The organism is Bifidobacterium sp. LH_743 (assembly GCF_056355775.1).
The window spans coordinates 51,678-69,036 of record NZ_JBKESZ010000006.1 but is presented as its reverse complement, the minus strand read 5'-3'; the positions used below and the strand labels follow the sequence as shown (position 1 = coordinate 69,036).

Genomic DNA, 17,359 nt, shown 5'->3' with positions numbered 1-17,359 from the left:
GCACGGGTAATATCCGGCATGCCAAAGGCATGCCGCCGTGCAAACACGTTCATGGCCCCCACGTTCGCCGGAGGCACGCGCAATAATATGTATCACGCACTGCGCTTATGCGTCCGATAGAAAAGGAAAGACGATGGCCAAAAAACAAAAACGTTGGAAATAAGCCATTTTCAGCAGACGCCCATTTCCAGAAATATCAAAAGCAATAGCTAATAAATATGTGATTTGCATCACATTATCCACTTTTGCAAACCAGCCAAATTTATTGGCAAATCAACGTTCTATACATTCCGGTCAAGTTCTACATCCAGCCAATTCACAGAAAAAAGCGCCCAAATCGTCATCGTTGACGGACTTTGGGGCGCAAAAGACATTTTTGAAGTGCGGGAAGTTTTTCAGTATACCGCTAACACATGTTTTGTAAACCATTCGGACGAACCCCTACGGGGTTCGGCGCGTCCTTTCGGCCGCGCATTTACAAAACATGCGTTAGCTGAAGCTTTTTTTCGTTCCCGCCCTCCAAAAACACTACAAAAAGGCAAGGCAATAGACGGTCACTAGGGAACCCCAAGTGGCCGCCCACGCCCAACCGCTACGCTAGGGGCGGGCCGGCACGCCGCTACGCGCCGTATCCAGCATGTCAGGTATTTCAGTTTCCAGAATATAGTCCCATTGCACGAATTCCGTACCGCCGTCAGGTTCCGTCATTACGGAAAGCCCCTTTCGGGAAAAAGGCAAATCAAGTGGATTCGGATCGCCTTCCGGAATGTCCCCCAAAGCAGCTTTCACCATTTCAGGAGTTGTGCATCGAAATGCAATGCGGCAAGCCGCATTATCGCGTATGCCACTAGGCAGAGCGTCCGTAGTCGGCTTTTGCGTGAGCATAATCACCACAATGCCGGCGGAACGTCCCTTTTTCACAAGTCCTTGCAGCAACCCGATAAATTCTTCAGCTTTTGCTTTGGTTTCTTTATCGTGCCCGATGGGACCAATCCATGTTTGCACTTCGTCCAGAACGACGCACAACATCTTCGAATCAGCATCAGGCCCCCAGTGCCAGAAGTTACTGTCGCCATGTTGTTCATAGTTTGTCGACAACCTATATTGCATAAGGTCATAAGCCGCGTGCATCATATCCAATACGCCGTCGAACCCGTCATCGTTTGTGTATCGTTCAACAAACGGCTTGCACCAGAACCAGTCGGCACCGCCTTTGCCATCAGCTACGAACACACGCGATAAATCAGGACGGGAGAGCAGCGCGGCAATCACAAGATCAGCGGCCGCTGTTTTGCCAGATCCAGGAATGCCGGCAGCAATAACGCCAGATATGCCGCTAAAATCTATCCAGCTATCCCCCTGTACCGTTTGTCCCACACGTACTGCAAAACCGCCTTTGCAGGCCTTTACGGGCGGTATGGAGCCTAGTACACGCGGTTCCAAGGAGTCGAGCCGATTAAGGTAGTACAATGTCGCGTTCCATCTGTGCGGGTGTGAAACGGGCGTAGGACGATACAGTTCGAAATCTTCGGCATTACATAGCGCCAGCGATTCATGCAGCACGGCTTTTAATCTTTCTTCGTTTAAGCCGCGCACAGGTAGATCGACAATTTCCAGCAGTCCGTCCGTCCATCGAGTCGGGCGGGTTAGGTATACGTGGTAATCGCGTTCGTCAGTTTTACCGACCAATCCGCTTTTTCGAATGAATTCATTGCCTAGCAGCCGTGAAGTACGGCGAATATAGATCAGATAGCCACCATAGAGGGGAAGGCAGTATCCTGCCGCACGTTTAAACGAAGCAGGCAACGGAGATACATGGATTGTCGTTAGGGCAACCAGTAGGACAAACAGCAGCACGATGGTATACCACGGGAGCCAATCAGCATACAAAGAAGCGGCAACAGCAACGCCCCATACAAGAGTACTGGTCAGGTACAGCAGCAACCATGCGCATTCGTGGGCGATAGCTTCGCCTTTAGTGTCGTTAGTGTTCAAGTATGTTCTTTCCCTAAAAAAGGGGTTCGGCCCCAGTGGGCCGAACCCCTTCAGTTCAGTCAGACTTCGGAAACTGCGGCGGCGGCAAAGCTCACGCCAGAACGTCCGTTGTTCTGCCAAGAGTTGGCGACAAGGCCGTCGAAGAGGATCGGCGCGGTCGGGCGAATATCCGGCATAACAGGAGCCGGAACCTTCACAGTTTCAATTTCGGCACGGCGGCCGGCACGCAGAACGAGGGTCTGCACCGCCCAAAGGGGCATACCGTCACCATTAGTGGCCTGCTGACCTTCCACGCGATGGCCGTTTTCGAAAACGGCCACAGGAGACGCCGAAAGGAACTGGAGTTCATCGGCAAAGCGGGCAACATCAACGGGGATACGCATAGTGGCGTCCTTTCGCTATTGCCACGGCATTTCCGTGGTCATAGGCGAGCTATGCGCGTAGAACACACCAAAGTTAAATGTCACCGATGGAATAGAGTATCCAATGCACCATCTTCCAAATCGGCAATATCGTACAAGGTATCCATCACAGCAAAAGTTTCCTTAAGGTTGCGTCGGGCGCTGTGCCATCCGCCGCCATCTGTGATCCAAACGAATTTGGCACCCTGCACGTCTTCAGCTTCTTCGGCGATCATCTTGTAGCTTCTAGCGACTTCGTTCAGTTTGGAACCGCCACCAGAGTAGAAATTGGTTTCAATCAGATATACCGTATCTGGCGTTTTTACCACAAAGTCCCAACGCTTGGTTGATGTTCCTCTGGCTGATATGGCCGAGAGATCCAACCCCCATTTGTCTTCAACTTCCGAAAGATACATTTCTTTGTAGTATTCGGTATGGGTCTTTTTAATAAAGTTTTCGACCAGACTTTCCATTTGATGCCCGCCACGGTTTTTGCGCGCATTGCTATCAAGGCCGGTTTCAATTCCCAGAACGTAATCGACAAGGTTGTTCACGATATGGTTCGCGATTAGGTCGAGCAGCCCAGTTTTTTTCATAAAAACAATGTATTGTTCGATGGAATAATTCATTTCATCGAACCGATAATCGAATGAACCATCTTCATCTTGGGCGTGGAGTTCCGCCGAGCGAATCGCCAGCAGGATAGGGATGCACTTCAGAGTTTCCGGATATTTTGTCAGAATTTTGCGGAAGTCTTCTTCGACGTTTTTTGAGCCGATAAGCGAATTAAGGATATTCAGTTCGACTTTAATGGAGTCGACCTTTTCATAGATTTTATCAAAGTCGACATAGAACTTGTATGTATTGATACTGCTGTGCATCGTATCGAGCCAAGCGTCAAAATTCCTTGTCATTCCGCGTCCTTTTGAAGTCGACGTTTTGATAATTCAATATACTCCGGTTCATTGTCGATGCCGATATATTTTCGGCCGAGTTTTTTTGCCGCGACACCGGTGGTAGAGCTACCGCAGAACGGGTCAAGGATAAGATCGCCCGGTTTCGTCGAAGCGAGGATGATCCGTTCAAGCAGATATAGAGGTTTCTGCGTGGGATGCTTTCCTTCAGCCTTTTCCCTTTGGGGGGTCAAAGGACCAGTCCACACGTCCTTCATTTGTTTGCCGCCGTTCATTTCCTTCATCAATGCGTAATTGAAGAAATGCTTCGAATGCTTGTCGTCCTTCTGCGCCCAAAGAACGGTTTCGGTACTGTGGGTGAAACAGCGACAGGCAAGGTTCGGCGACGGGTTTGTTTTCTGCCATGTTATGTTGTTGATGATTTTAAACCCCTCTTGTTCCAACGCGGCACCGACGCTGTAGATGTTATGAAGGGTTCCACTAATCCATATCGTTCCATTAGGCGTCAAAACCGTTTTGCAAAGCCTTATCCAATTGCGGTTGAATTCGTGTTTGGCTTCGAACGAAGTACCCTTATCCCATTTTCCTTTGTTCACGGAAACCATACGGCCAGAATGGCAGCTGACGCCATCGTTGCTTAGGAAATACGGCGGATCTGCGAAAACCATGTCCACTGATTCAGGCCGTATTTTAGATAACAGTTCGAAGGTGTCTCCAAGGAACAATTCTTCATTTTCAGTACGATAAGCGGGCACTATCGGTTCGGTAAACACTTCCTTCATGAAGTACCCACTATTCTTGGTAATTGGTGATGATGACTTCCTTACCAACACGCTTGGAGGCATCACGGTTAATCGCACGACGAACGGAAACGGGTTCTATATGGAAACCGTCGTACAGTTCATACACAAGGTCGACATTATGGTTGCTTAGCATCACCTTCGCCCCCAAGGCATCAAGCCTTCTATAGAGCCGCGCCAAACGGCAGTGGTCTTCATAGGTAAAGCCATCTTTGGTGTAGTCGGTGAAACTGGCGGTTTTGCTAACTGGCACATACGGTGAATCGAAGTACACAAAATCACCGGATTGTACATCTTTGCAGGCGGCTTCAAAATCGCCTTCCCTGATTTCCACGTCGTTGTTTCTAAGGAAATTCCCCACACCACGCAGATTGTCTTCGTCCATCGATGACCCGTCCGTTTTATTGTTGTACGGAACATTGAAAAGACCTTTTGAATTTACACGATAAAGGCCATTGAAACAGTGCTTATTAATCCAGATTGTCAATGCGGCGCATTCCACGTCAAAGGCGGAGGAAGTTATTCTGTCATTGTACTTCTGTCGCATTTCAAGATATCTATTTTTATCGCAAGGAACACCATCATATTCCCTAAGCGTGTCTATCACCGCTTCAGCGTCCGCCCGTAACTGTCGATAAACATTAAGCAACTGCGCGTTCACATCATTAATCACAGCCAGTTTCGGCTGAACATCAAGAAGCAGAGCAGCGCCCCCAATGAATGGTTCATAATAACGCCGATAGGAATGTGGCATGCGTTCTTCGAGCCTGTCGAGCAGTTGCTTCTTACCGCCAGCCCACTTCAGAACAGGCTTCAGCTGTGGTTTTGCTACAGTCATGTCGGTACACTTCCCTTTCGCCAGCGCATATGCCATCATCAGAAATGCTTTCAAACAGAAAAGCATATACCCAAGATCCACAACACGCCGATATGCCCAGCTATATCACCACAAAAATATAAAAAAGCTAGAAAATGGCGGAATATCAACGTAAATTTCGACTACCGTCAGCTCCACTAAGCCCGCTGCATTCATTCCACCGCAGCGGGCTTTTTCTTTTATCTTTTTGCTTTTTCTTTCAATTCCTTGCGATTCCGTTTTCGAACATCGCACGCAGGCCTTGCACACCCAAAACCGCGTTAAACACCAGTTAACGGGGTCATTTTCGCATTTTTGACGATTTTGACCCCGTTAAAACCTGTTTTTCTGCATTTTTACCGCCCTAAACCACCCCTAATAGGCCTTTTACGTCAAAAAATACGATAAACCACCGTTTTAACGGGGTCATTTCCGCGTTTTCGACAATTTTGGCCCCGTTACACCTTATGGAGTTTCTGCAGGGCGACGGGGATATCGAGTTCTGATGGCCGCGTCGAGTTTTCTCTATTGCGGCCATTGCGATTAGCGCGATCAGACCGCACGGGCCGCGCTCAGGCCGCGTTGCGACGGCGCACGTAGGCGTCGAGCGCGGCAGCGGTGATGCCGTCGTAGCCGTTGATCGAAGCGAACTGCGGACCGTCGGAATTGTCGATGCGCATGAAGCCAGTCTGGCCAAGCGTGGTCGCGCCGGACGCGACGGCCGAGCGCAAGCCGGACATGGAATCCTCGATCGCAATGCAATAGCGCATGTCTTCCGGCGCGATGCCGAGCTTGCGGCCGGCAGAGAGATACGGTGCTGGCGACGGCTTCTTCTCGACGTCGTCATCGCCGCACACGTAGCCGGCGAACGTGCCTGCCGGCGCCTGGGCGATCAGGTTTTCCGCCAAATGGCGGGGAGACGTGGTGACGAGCATGGACGGGATGCCGGCTTCCTTCAGCGACAGCAGCACGTCCTCGACGCCGTCGATCCACGGAATGCGCTCGAATTCCTTCCGTGCCACGTAGTCGATCATGCCTTTGCCGATTTCCTCGATCGACAGTTTGCAACCGTGCTCGACCATACGGCGAGCCACATCCGGCACCGGCGTGCCGGAGCCCTGCCAGGCGAGCTCCTCATCCCAATATCCGCCGTTTTCAGCGGCAATCCTCATCTCACCCTCGTGCCAGTACGGCTCGGAATCAATCAACGTGCCATCCATGTCCCAGAACACGGCTTTGAGCATCGGTTCCGGGGAAGTCTGTGCGTTCCGGACGTTCGGCTCGTTCATAGCGGTCTCCTTGCGATAATGTTCCAACGGCCAGCCGGGCGCAATCATCGGCCCGCAACCGTCAACTGCAACCATTCCAGCAGAGCGGCGCGACGGAAACGCCCGCAAGCCGGCTGAGGACGGACGCAGGACACAGCGGGGCGCCAGCCAAATCCCGTCCGGCGTCATCGCGCGCCCCTCACGGAACAGACCGCCACAACACAAACCGCCACAACACAAAAACGTCTGGATGAATGCTCATCCAGACGTTCACAACCAATTCAAGCTTGGAACAGCGCCGCAGCCGCGACATGCACCGCAGCCAACCCCCTTAGACTACAGTACGCGCCACACTGCGGGAATCGTCCAAAACTTATTCCTGGTTATCCTGCTGCTGCTCAGCCTGCGGGGCCTTTTCAGCTTCCTCAGCCTTCTCGGCCTTCCAGCGGGCGATGCAACGCTCGACACGCTTGTATCCGATGATCTTCGGATCCAAGCCAGCCTCACGGAAAATCGCTGCAGGCGAACCACCTTCGGCATACCTGCGCATGCAATCGTCACGGAATTCCTTGGAGTAGCAAATACGATACTGGGTGACCGATTCGACGGCATCCAGAGACCCGAGATATTTACGGGTCTTCGCGGTGAACGCAACTCTTGGCACTGTACGCTCCTAACCTTTCTGTATCCACCGCACACCTCTCCCGCTTCTCCACGAGACGGGGTAGCCATATTCCATCGAAGCCCCAATATAGACCGGAAGAAATACAGTCCTCAATGCGGATATGTAACATTATTTACTACAACTACGACATAATTGCAGTCGACAATGCTCACCATCTTCAACTATATAACAGCGGACGGCTTTTTTGCATAAAAAAGGCCATTTTCAATCATTTTTGCAACCGATTTTCAGCTTTTTCAGAAAACTAATCATCAGCTGCAGGAGCGTTTCATTCTTGAAACAGTGTTCGGCCGGCTTCGGGCCAACATCAGATTGACTTCGGACCGGTCGGAACAAGGGGGTTAGTCGACACCCCAAATCACCACGGACGTGGAATTGGAACCGCTTCCCTCCCCCGCATGCACGGGCGCATCCACGGATTGCGCCGACTCACGCGACGGAAGCTGGCGCATGCGGGTCCGGATCTGCCTGCGCCACATGCGCGCGCGACGGGACTGCTCTATCTCCACGATTCCACCATCCGCGTCCGCCGCGAACACGCTGGAACCGGCCGGCTTGCGGAGCCGTTCCACCTGCCGGCGAAGCTCACGGTTCTCCTCCTCAAGCTCGAGGATGCGCGTGATTCCGGCCAGATTGACGCCGTCCTCCTGACTGAGCTGCTGGGCCTGCGCAAGGCGGGAGATGTCACGCAGCGAATAGCGGCGGGCGCCGCCCTCCGTACGTTGCGGCACGACCAAGCCAAGCCGATCGTACTGGCGCAACGTCTGCGGATGCACGTTGGCAAGCTCGCCGGCGGCGCCGACGGAGAAAACCGGCAATTCGATGTCGAAGCCGACTTCATCGGCGCCGTCCAGGTCGGCACGGCCAACCACGATCGCCATGGCGCACATTTCGTACAGCCGCTTAGCCTGCCGTGCGGCGCGCGCCTGCGAGGCGTGCGAGGTCCGCGATGAGCGTGCCACGACTGTCAGCGCTCCCGCGCGAGCTCGTCGGCGAAGTCGCCGCAAGCCTTGTCGAATTCCTTGGCCGCATGCTTGGCGACGAGGTTGGGGCGTTCCGGAACGTGGATTTCCACACGGCCGACCAAATCGCCGTTCTCATGCGGATTGACCACGCCCTTGCCCGAAATGCGCACTTCCGTGCCGCTGGACGAGCCGGCAGGCACTTTGAAGACGATTTCGTTGCCGTCGATGTCCGTGGCGGTCACTTTCGCACCGTTCACGGCCTGGCCGACGGTAATCGGCAGAGGCATGACGATGTCACGGCCGCGCAACGTGAATTTCGGGTCTTCGGCGACGGTGATATGCAGATACAAATCACCGTTCTTGCCGCCATTGCTGCCCGGCTTGCCTTTGCCGGCGAGACGGATCTTCTGCCCGTCATGCACTCCGGCCGGAATATGCGTCTTGAACTTCTTGCCGCCCGCGGACAGCGACACGGTGGCTCCCTTGACCGCCTGGCGGAAGGTCAGACGAATCTTGGAATTCCGGTCCTCACCGTCTTCCGGACGTGGCTGCTCGTATCCGGCGCTCTGCCTCTCATACTGGCGTCCGCCGGCGCCCGGGCCTCCGGCACCGCCGCCGAACATCGAAAAGATGTCATCGAAGTTCGGATTGCCGCCGCCGCTGGTCTGGAAGCGGATGCGCGACCCGTTGCCGCCCATGCCGGCGCCGCCGCCGAACATCGAACCGAAGATGTCGGAGAACGCGCCCGCGTCGAAGCCGCCTTGGCCGGAACCTCCGGCGAAGCGCGCGCCGCCCATGCCGAACTGGCGGATAGCGTCATACTTCTGACGGTTCTCCTTGTTGCTCAGCACGTCGTACGCCTCGGAGATGTCCTTGAACTTCTCCTCGGCCTCCTTGGTCTTGTTCAGGTCGGGATGATATTTGCGAGCCAGCTTGCGGTACGCTTTGGTGATTTCGGCTTCGGTGGCGTCTTTGGAGACACCAAGGACCTTGTAGAAATCCTTGCTCAGCCATTCATTCTCAGCCATGATGTGCCTCCTTTCGTGAGGTCTTCATGAAGTCTGCAGAGTCTTTCGTAAAGTCTCTTCAATGTGTTGGATAGTGGATAGTCGTGGTAGTCGTGGATAGTCGAAGGCCCCTCGTTTCAGAGGGGCCCGGCTATGGCCACGCGGGCTTCACGTGGAAGCTCACGTGGCAGGAAGTGCGGAATTCGGTCTTTGCTTTATTCCGCGTTCAGTCGCTCAGCTTTGCGGGGAAGCCACGACCACGCGGGCCGCGCGGATCACACGGTCGCCGATGCGGTAGCCGGCTTCCACCACGGTGTCGACGGTTTCCTTCTCGGCGTTCGGATCCGGCTTGTGCAGGATCGCGTCGTGCTTGGTCGGGTCGAAGTCCTCGCCCTTTTCGCCGAACTTCTCGACGCCGAACTTCTCGAACGCCTTGTCGATCTTGTTGGCCACGGCCTTGAACGAATCGTCCATCTCGCTGTGCTCGCGGATGCGATCAATGTCGTCCAGCGCCGGAAGCAGCGCGGTCAGCACGTCGATGATGCCATGCTGGCGGAAGCGTTCCTGCTCCTTCTGCGCGCGATTACGGAAGTTGATGAACTCCGCGCGTTCGCGTTGCAGCGCCTCCAGATATTCGGCGGCTTCCTTCTTGGCTTGGCCAAGCGGGGTCAGCGTGTCACCGCCCTTGCCGTCTTTGTCCGCATTGTCGGCCTTGCCGGCTTTGTCGGCATCGCCGTTGGCAGCGGTATCACCGTTGTCCTGCGATTTCGCAGTTGCGTCGGAAGCGGAGGCTTCCTTCGCGGCGGAACCAGCAGCTGCGGGCTTGTCGGCCTTGGCGGACTGATCGGTGGAGGCGGCGGAACCGGCTCCAGCGGCCGGGGCGGCCTGCCCGGACAGGTCATCCATGTCGGGCAGGTCGTTCAGGTACTCGTCCTTGTTGAAATCGGACATGATTACTTGTTGTCCTTGTCGTCATCGTCCACGACTTCGGCGTCGACCACGTCGTCGTCGGAGCCATTGGAGGCGTTGGAGGCGGAGCCGGCAGCGCCCGCGGCGCCAGCAGCACCGGCCGCGTCGGCAGCACCCTGCTGGGCGTAAAGGGCCTGACCGATCTTCTGGGCGGAGGTCATCAGCTCGCTCTGGGCGGCCTTGATCTTCTCGATGTCCTCACCCTTCAGGGCTTCCTTCAGCGCGTTGACCTTGTCGGTGACTTCCTTGGCCACGTCGTCGGAGAGCTTGTCCTTGTTGTCGTTGACGAGCTTCTCGGTCTGGTAGGCGAAGGATTCGGCCTGGTTGCGAGTCTCGGCGTCCTCCTTGCGCTTCTTGTCCTCGGCCTCGTGGGCTTCGGCTTCCTTGACCATGCGGTCGATCTCGTCCTTCGGCAGGCCGGAACCACCGGTGATGGTCATGGACTGCTCCTTGCCGGTGCCCTTGTCCTTGGCGGACACGTGCACGATTCCGTTGGCATCGATGTCGAAGGTGACCTCGATCTGCGGGACGCCACGCGGAGCCGGAGCGATGCCGGTCAGTTCGAAGGTGCCCAGCGGCTTGTTGTCGCGAGCGAACTCACGCTCGCCCTGGTAGACCTGAATCAGCACGGACGGCTGGTTGTCCTCGGCGGTGGAGAACACTTCGGAACGCTTGGTCGGGATGGCGGTGTTGCGCTCGATGAGCTTGGTCATGATGCCACCCTTGGTTTCGATGCCGAGGGACAGCGGGGTCACGTCGATCAGCAGGACGTCCTTGCGGTCGCCCTTGATGACGCCGGACTGCACGGCTGCGCCGACGGCCACGACTTCATCCGGGTTCACGGACTGGTTGGCTTCCTTACCGCCGGTGAGCTCCTTGACGAGTTCCTTGACGGCCGGCATACGGGTGGAGCCACCGACGAGGACCACGTGGTCGATGTCGGAGACGCCGATGCCCGCGTCGCGCAGCACGTTGTTGAACGGAGTGCGGCAGCGGCCCAGCAGATCGGAGGTCATTTCCTCGAAGTGCGCACGGGTCAGGGTCTCGTCCAGATGCACCGGGGTGCCGTCAGGGGTCATGGCCAGGTACTGCATGGAGATGGAGGTGCTGGTGGAGCTGGACAGTTCCTTCTTGGCCTGCTCGGCGGCTTCCTTCAGACGCTGCAGGGCGATCTTGTCCTTGCTCAGGTCAACGCCATACTTGTTCTTGACTTCGCTGACGAGCCAATCGATGATCTTCTGATCCCAATCGTCGCCGCCCAGGTGGTTGTCGCCGTTGGTGGCCTGCACCTGAATGGTGGAGAAGCCGTCATCATCCTTGCCGATTTCCAGCAGGGACACATCGAAGGTGCCGCCGCCGAGGTCGAAGACCAGGATGCGCTCGTCTTCCTTGCCCTTCTCGAGGCCGTAGGCCAGTGCGGCTGCGGTCGGCTCGTTGATGATACGCAGGACGTTCAGGCCTGCGATGGTGCCGGCGTCCTTGGTGGCCTGGCGCTGGGCATCGTTGAAGTATGCCGGGCAGGTGATCACGGCGTCGGTGACCGGCTCGCCGAGGTAGGCCTCGGCATCGCGCTTAAGCTTCATCAGGACCTGCGCGGAGATCTCCTGCGGGGTCCACTTCTTGCCGTCGATCTCGACGGTCCAGTCGGTGCCCATGTGGCGCTTGACGGAGCTGATGGTGCGGTCCACGTTGGTGACGGCCTGGCGCTTGGCGACCTCGCCGACCAGGATCTCACCGGACTTGCTGAATGCCACGACGGACGGCGTGGTGCGAGCGCCCTCGGCGTTCACGATAACGGTGGGCTGGCCACCTTCAAGCGTTGCGATGCAGGAATTGGTAGTACCCAGATCGATGCCAACTGCGCGTCCCATAACTTTGACTCCTTACATATATGTTCCGTCGGCTGCGGCGGAACGTTGTTCTCGTTCTACGGTTTCCCGCTCACGTTTCTTTCGGATCTCTCGACCCGTTCCAAAACTTGAGCCTACACCACTCAACTTTGAATCGCAAGTTATTATTCCCGAAATCGCAAAAAATCTTGAGCGCCCCTCACTCAACTTTCCAAATCCGCCTCATCCAGCCCAACTCGCCCAACCCAACTCGTCCAACCCAACTCACCGTCGGTCCAATCGCACCCATTCCACCAAACCGACGCTTACCAACCCCTCACCGTCGGTTTCGCAAAACCCATCCCATCAAACCGACGCTCAGCGCTCTCACCGTCGGTTTCATCGCACCCATTCCGCAAAAACGACGGTGAGAGCTGGCTAAGCGTCGGTTTGGCGGAATGCATGAGACGAAACCGCCGATGCTGGAAGCCCCAACAAGAGGCATCCAGCACCGGCGGTTCCGTCATTCACCAATTCACCAATTCAGCGATTCAGCGATTCAGCGATTGTCAATGATTCGGCGATTGCCCAGTCGGCAAATCAACGGCAGAGCCAGACGATCAAAGACCGAGCATCATCCGCCCGATCATTCAGCGGCCGTTTTTGGCGTCGCTCGCAGTTTTGGCGGTCTTGACGAGCATCGCGATAGCGACCAGCATGGCGATTGCGGCGGCCACGGCCAGCACCGTGGTGCCGGTTTCGCCGAGCGCGCCGAACGGGCCGACGGGCTTCGCGTTGTTGCCGACCTTGCCGGAAGCGATCACGCCGTTCCTGCCAGCGTCCTTGCCGGCATCGCCCTTGGAGGCGGAGTCGGCGGCAGGAGCCTGGAAGTCGACGGTGACGGTCTTGCCGGACTGACGACCGGTGACGGTGAGCGTGTATTCAGCGCCTTCCGTGACACCATCGAGCGCGATTGGCGTGGTCTGCGCGGTCTTGACGCGCACGCCGGACAGCGGGGTGGAGGAATCGGAAGCGGCCACGGTGGTACCGTTCTTGTCCTTCAGCTCGTAGGAGAGCACCGCGTCGCCATTGAAACCGTCGACGTCGGCCACATACGCGCCATTGTCGGCGGCGACCTTCACTTCGGCATCGGCGGACAGCGCGTTCTGCGCATCGGTGGTGGTGGCCAAGCCCAGCGCGCCAGCGATCGTGTAGAAGTTGTCGGTCTGGTCGGTCAGGCCGGTGACGCGCTGGGCGCCCGGGCCGGATGCGGCGATGCGCAGCTGGGTGCCGGTGTGTTCCATGTCGCCGCCGTTGTAGCCGCCGTCGGCGTCACGGGAATCGTCCTGCGCGGTGCCGTAGGAGACGACCATGTTGGTGCCGTCGGCGGTCTTGAGCACGGTGGACAGTGCGTAGGCCGGCTGCGCGTTGAGGATCTGGGAAGTGTGCGCATGGTCGGCGGTGACGATCACAAGCGTGTTGTTCAGATCGACGTTCTGCAGCGCGTAGGCGATGGCCTGGTCGAAGTCGTCGGTCTCGCCGATCTGGCCGCAGGCGTTGCCGGCATGGTCCTGCTTGTCGATGGACGCGCCCTCAACCTGCAGGAAATAGCCGTTCTTCTGGCCGTTCGGATTGGCGTCCAGCAGTTCAAGAGCCTTCTTGGTCATGTCCTTGAGCGAGGAGCCCTGGTTGCCGAGCCAGTCGGCGTTCGGCGTGCACACGGTCGGATTGGCGTCCTTGGCCGGATCCTTGGCAGTGGCCTTGGACGGGTTGAACTTGGTCGGCATGTTGCCGTCGCTCATCAAGGCGAGCACCGGCTGGTTGTCCTTGTACTGCAGGGCGTTCATGGCTGCCGGGTCGTTTTCAACGGTCTGGAAGCCCATTTCCTTGGCCTGTTCCCACACGGTCTTGCCCTTGTACTCGCCGCCCTGCACTGTCTGGCGGAAGTACTTGGAACCGCCGCCGATGGTCACGTCGGCGCGGGTGTCGAGCAGCTGTTCGGAGATGGAGCCGATACCGCCGTTCTCCTTGAGCTGGTTGGCCAGACAACGCTTCAGCGCATCGTTGGAGCTGCCGTCGGTCTTACCTTGCGGGCCGTAACAGGAACGTTCGGACGAGTGCGATTCGAGTACGGCCGGGGTGGCGTCTTGGATTTCGGCGGTGGTCACGTTGCCGGTGGCCTTGCCGGCCGCCTTGGCCAGTTCGAAAAGGTTGAGCTGCGGGTTGCCATACACGTCGACATCCACGGCGTTGTTGTAGGTCTTGGTGCCAGTGGCCCAGGAGGAGCCGGAGGCGGAGGAGTCGGTGACGGCGGTGATTTTGCCCGGATTTGGGTTGGCGGCGAGTTTGCCGTTGCCGTCCTTGCCGACGGCGCTGTCCTTGCTGCCGTTGCCCAGCGAGAAGGTGGTGTATTGGCCGGTGCCGGCTTTGGCGTCACCGAGCGCGCCCGGCTGGCCGACCGCGTCGAGGCCGTCGAAGTGGCCGTTGGCTCCCTTGAGATAGTCACGGGCGACGGTGATTTCGGAATCGCCCATGCCGTCGCCAAGGAAGAGGATGACATTCTTTGCTTTTTCGTTGCCGATTGAGGCGATGCGCTGTGCGCCGCCATGCTTGGCGAGTTCGGCGACGGTTTTGCCGTTGGGGCTGTAGGTGGTGTCGGCCGCGAGCGCCGGTGCGGCGAGCGCTCCGAGCGTGGCGACGGAGGCGAGCGCCGCGATGGCACCCGTGAGAGCCTTGTGCTTGCTCATGGTTCTTCTTTCTTCTGTGCGCGTGTGCGCCTTTTTTGCACGGGTCCTTCCCATGCCTTGTGTTGGATCTTGCGATGCCAACACACACGCTATGGCGTGTGGAAGTACGGGAGAGGACCCGCAGAAGAAATCGAAATGAAACCAATGTGTCTTTGCAGTGAACGCGTCGGCTCAGCTTCTGAGCAGCACTTCCTCCAGAGCGGACACCACCGATTCGGGCAGGTCCACGTCAAGGAAGTCGCCGTCGAATCGCGGTTTCTTGTTCAGCGCCGCGAACGATCCTATGGCGCGCACGCCTTCCTCGCGGATCGCGTTCAGCGCCTTTTCCTTGGCGAAGAATTGGATTTGCGCGTGCAGCAGAATGTCGTAGCAGTCACGTTCCACCGGATTTTCGGCGATTTCAAGACCGTCCACGAATGCGATGCGTAGCGATTGGTCGGTCGGCACGTCGCGCACGGTGACGGTGAGGCTCATGGTCGCTTCATCGTAGGAAATGTCGGCTGGATGCAACGTCACATCAACACTTCCGACGGAAGCCTGCACACCGTTTTCCAAACCTTCCAAACTTTCCAAACGATTGCCGGAAATGCGGGGACGGGCGACACCACGTACAGTGATCGTCCAATCGCGCGACTTGGGAGCCGCGTCGGAACTGTCGCCGCGGACCGGGTCGACGGTGAATATGGCGGTTTTACCAGTATCAGCAGCATCGCCGGCACCAGCAACAGCACCAATACCAGCAGTACCAGCGCAATCGCCCGTATCGCCATCACACCACTGCCAACGCAACGCAGTGTCGGCCGTGCGTCCGGCCGAAGCGTGCGCGTACACGCCGTCGTCCTCGCGCATCGTGAATTCGCCGGAAGCGCCCGGGAAGAGCAGCACGTCCATCGCGGTCGGATTGGCGATGGAGTTGACGTCGTCCCCCTCGCCCAGTCGCTGCATCGGCACAATCGCGCCGGCTTTGGCGAATACCGGCATGCGGTCAAGCGCGCGCCATACGGTGACAGCACGCCCCGCATCCCCGCGCGCCTCATAACGACGGCCGTCGAAGAAGTCAAACCATTCGCCCTGCGGCAACCACAAATCCGCACGGCCGCGCGCTACCTTGCGATCGGCGGCGCTGACGATCGGCGCCACGACAAGCTCGGTGCCGAAGCGGAATTCGTCGGGGTAATCGTAGGCGGCCCATGTCTCGGGCGACTGCCAGTACATCGGTTCGATGATCGGCCGGCCTTCGAACGCGGCGCGGTAGTTCATGCTGTACAGGTACGGCAGCAGCGCGTGGCGCAGGCGCAGCGAGGCGGTCATCGAGGCACGCACGTCACCCGTGTAGTTCCACGGCTCTTTGCCGGAGAACGGCGAATTGCTGGAATGCAGGCGGTTGATCGGACTGAATGCGCCGAGCTGGTACCAGCGTGCCTCGAGCTCGTCGTCGCGGTAGCCGAACATGTGGCCGCCGATGTCGTGGCTCCACCAGCCGTAGCCGATATTGGACGCGGTGGCGGTGAATTGCGGCTGGAAGGCGAGCGAATCCCAGGTGATCACGGTGTCGCCGGAGAAGCCGACCGGGTAGCGGTGCGAGCCGGGGCCGGCGTAGCGCGAGAAGGTGAGCGGCCAGCGGCCGTCGCGGCCGGAATCGAGGTAGTGCATGTGGTTGAGGATCCACAACGGGTCGAGGCCGGGCTGGCGCGTCACGCCGCCCTGCTGCCAGTCGAGCCACCAGAAGTCAACACCCTCGGCCTCAAGATCGTGGTGCATGTCGAAGTAGGCGTCCATATAGTCCGGATTGGTCAGGTCGAATTCGAGGTTCTCGCCGCTCGCCGGGTCGACGCCCATACGCTTGGCGGCCTTCGGATACGCGTTTTCGAATGCGCGGATGCCGTCGCGCGGATGCACGTTGAGCGTGGTCTTGAGCCCCTTGCGATGCAGTTCGTCGAGGAACTTCACATGGTCGGGGAACAGCTCGTGGTTCCACGTGTAACCGGTCCAGCCGGAACCGTACTTCGGGTCGACGCTGTCGACGAGATGCCAATCCATGTCGATCACGGACGTGGTGAACGGGATGCCTTCGCGCTTGAACCGGTCCATGAGCGCCAGATATTCGGGCTGCGTGTACTGGTAGTAGCGGCTCCACCAGTTGCCGAACGCGAATCGCGGCAGCAGCGGCTGCGGTCCGGTGAGCTTGTAGAAGTCCTGCACGGCTTCGATATAGCGATGCGCGTAGCCGAAGAAATATAGGTCGATGCAGCCTTTGTCGCGCGGCGAGACCCAGGAGCCGAACGGATTCGGCTTGCCGTTCACGCTGTCGGCGAGCACGATCACGTTCGATTTGGAATCGTCGAGTACCGCCCAGCCGTCGCGCGAGATCACGCCGTCGCCCATGTCGAGCGGCTGGCCGAATTTCTTGTCGCCGTCCGCTTCGTCGAGCGTACGCGCGGTGCCTTTGAGGTTACCTCTTGATTGATCGCCGTAATGCCAGGTGTTGAACTGGGTGCTGGAAATATGCTTGACGACCACGCACAGGCCTTCTTTGCTGAACGGCTTGCCGTCGTAGTCGATGTGCAGATTTTCGGTGTCGATGATGACGCGACCGTCGCGTTCCGTCACGGTGCGTTCCACGCGATGTCCGAAGTCGCGGTTGAGCACGGTTTGGGTGACGTGGTCCTCGAAATGGCCGGTGTCGGACCACTCGAAGCGGGCCAGCGCGTCGGTGAGCAGGCAGATGCGCCACCGATCGCCTTGAATGATGTTGCTGGGATTGGGTTGCGGCTGTGCGTTGCGCACGAACGCCGTGAAAACGTTATCGGTCATGCGATTCCTCGATAGTTGGCGATTGCGGAAACCTGGTAATGCACTACGAATGCAGTGTATAGGATATACCGCGACGCCCCCACCGCATATACCCGCCTATGCCGTAATA

At 57.7% G+C, this 17,359-nt stretch carries 13 protein-coding genes; all 13 read right to left on the bottom strand.

Annotation, left to right across the window (positions count from 1 at the left end; translation table 11 throughout):
- Positions 1 to 597: 597 nt before the first annotated feature.
- Entirely contained in the window at positions 598 to 1,995 is a 1,398-nt protein-coding gene (locus AC1ATL_RS08170) for a hypothetical protein (RefSeq protein ID WP_476569845.1), read from the bottom strand.
- Between the two features lie 59 nt (positions 1,996 to 2,054).
- Positions 2,055 to 2,378 (bottom strand): hypothetical protein, encoded by a 324-nt coding sequence (locus AC1ATL_RS08165; protein WP_476569844.1) that lies wholly within the window; start codon positions 2,376 to 2,378, stop codon positions 2,055 to 2,057.
- Positions 2,379 to 2,458: 80 nt separating this feature from the next.
- Positions 2,459 to 3,310 carry a type II restriction endonuclease gene (locus AC1ATL_RS08160; protein WP_476569843.1) on the bottom strand — a complete coding sequence of 284 codons (852 nt, stop codon included), beginning with the start codon at positions 3,308 to 3,310 and terminating at the stop codon, positions 2,459 to 2,461.
- Entirely contained in the window at positions 3,307 to 4,092 is a 786-nt protein-coding gene (locus AC1ATL_RS08155) for a DNA-methyltransferase (protein WP_476569842.1), read from the bottom strand. The genes AC1ATL_RS08160 and AC1ATL_RS08155 overlap by 4 nt, the downstream gene beginning before the upstream one ends.
- 10 nt (positions 4,093 to 4,102) lie before the next feature.
- The gene (locus tag AC1ATL_RS08150) at positions 4,103 to 4,948 is read right to left on the bottom strand and encodes a DNA adenine methylase (RefSeq protein WP_476569841.1); all 846 of its coding nucleotides are present in this window, start codon (positions 4,946 to 4,948) and stop codon (positions 4,103 to 4,105) included.
- Positions 4,949 to 5,538: 590 nt separating this feature from the next.
- Positions 5,539 to 6,210, bottom strand: a complete 672-nt coding sequence (locus AC1ATL_RS08145; protein ID WP_476569873.1) for an HAD family hydrolase — start codon at positions 6,208 to 6,210, stop codon at positions 5,539 to 5,541.
- A gap of 397 nt (positions 6,211 to 6,607) precedes the next feature.
- Complete coding sequence (locus AC1ATL_RS08140) at positions 6,608 to 6,898, bottom strand: hypothetical protein (protein ID WP_432624587.1); 291 nt, start codon at positions 6,896 to 6,898, stop codon at positions 6,608 to 6,610.
- Between the two features lie 362 nt (positions 6,899 to 7,260).
- Positions 7,261 to 7,809, bottom strand: a complete 549-nt coding sequence (locus tag AC1ATL_RS08135) for a heat shock protein transcriptional repressor HspR (RefSeq protein ID WP_476569872.1) — start codon at positions 7,807 to 7,809, stop codon at positions 7,261 to 7,263.
- Between the two features lie 77 nt (positions 7,810 to 7,886).
- Positions 7,887 to 8,912, bottom strand: coding sequence for a DnaJ C-terminal domain-containing protein (locus tag AC1ATL_RS08130; RefSeq protein ID WP_476569840.1), 1,026 nt, complete (start codon positions 8,910 to 8,912; stop codon positions 7,887 to 7,889).
- Between the two features lie 213 nt (positions 8,913 to 9,125).
- Positions 9,126 to 9,842, bottom strand: coding sequence for a nucleotide exchange factor GrpE (gene grpE / locus AC1ATL_RS08125; RefSeq protein WP_476569839.1), 717 nt, complete (start codon positions 9,840 to 9,842; stop codon positions 9,126 to 9,128).
- A 2-nt stretch (positions 9,843 to 9,844) separates the two neighbouring features.
- Positions 9,845 to 11,731, bottom strand: coding sequence for a molecular chaperone DnaK (gene dnaK / locus AC1ATL_RS08120; RefSeq protein WP_476569838.1), 1,887 nt, complete (start codon positions 11,729 to 11,731; stop codon positions 9,845 to 9,847).
- A gap of 608 nt (positions 11,732 to 12,339) precedes the next feature.
- The gene (gene phoA, locus AC1ATL_RS08115) at positions 12,340 to 14,436 is read right to left on the bottom strand and encodes an alkaline phosphatase (protein ID WP_476569837.1); all 2,097 of its coding nucleotides are present in this window, start codon (positions 14,434 to 14,436) and stop codon (positions 12,340 to 12,342) included.
- Between the two features lie 171 nt (positions 14,437 to 14,607).
- Positions 14,608 to 17,250 (bottom strand): glycoside hydrolase family 31 protein, encoded by a 2,643-nt coding sequence (locus AC1ATL_RS08110; protein ID WP_476569836.1) that lies wholly within the window; start codon positions 17,248 to 17,250, stop codon positions 14,608 to 14,610.
- Positions 17,251 to 17,359: the final 109 nt, after the last annotated feature.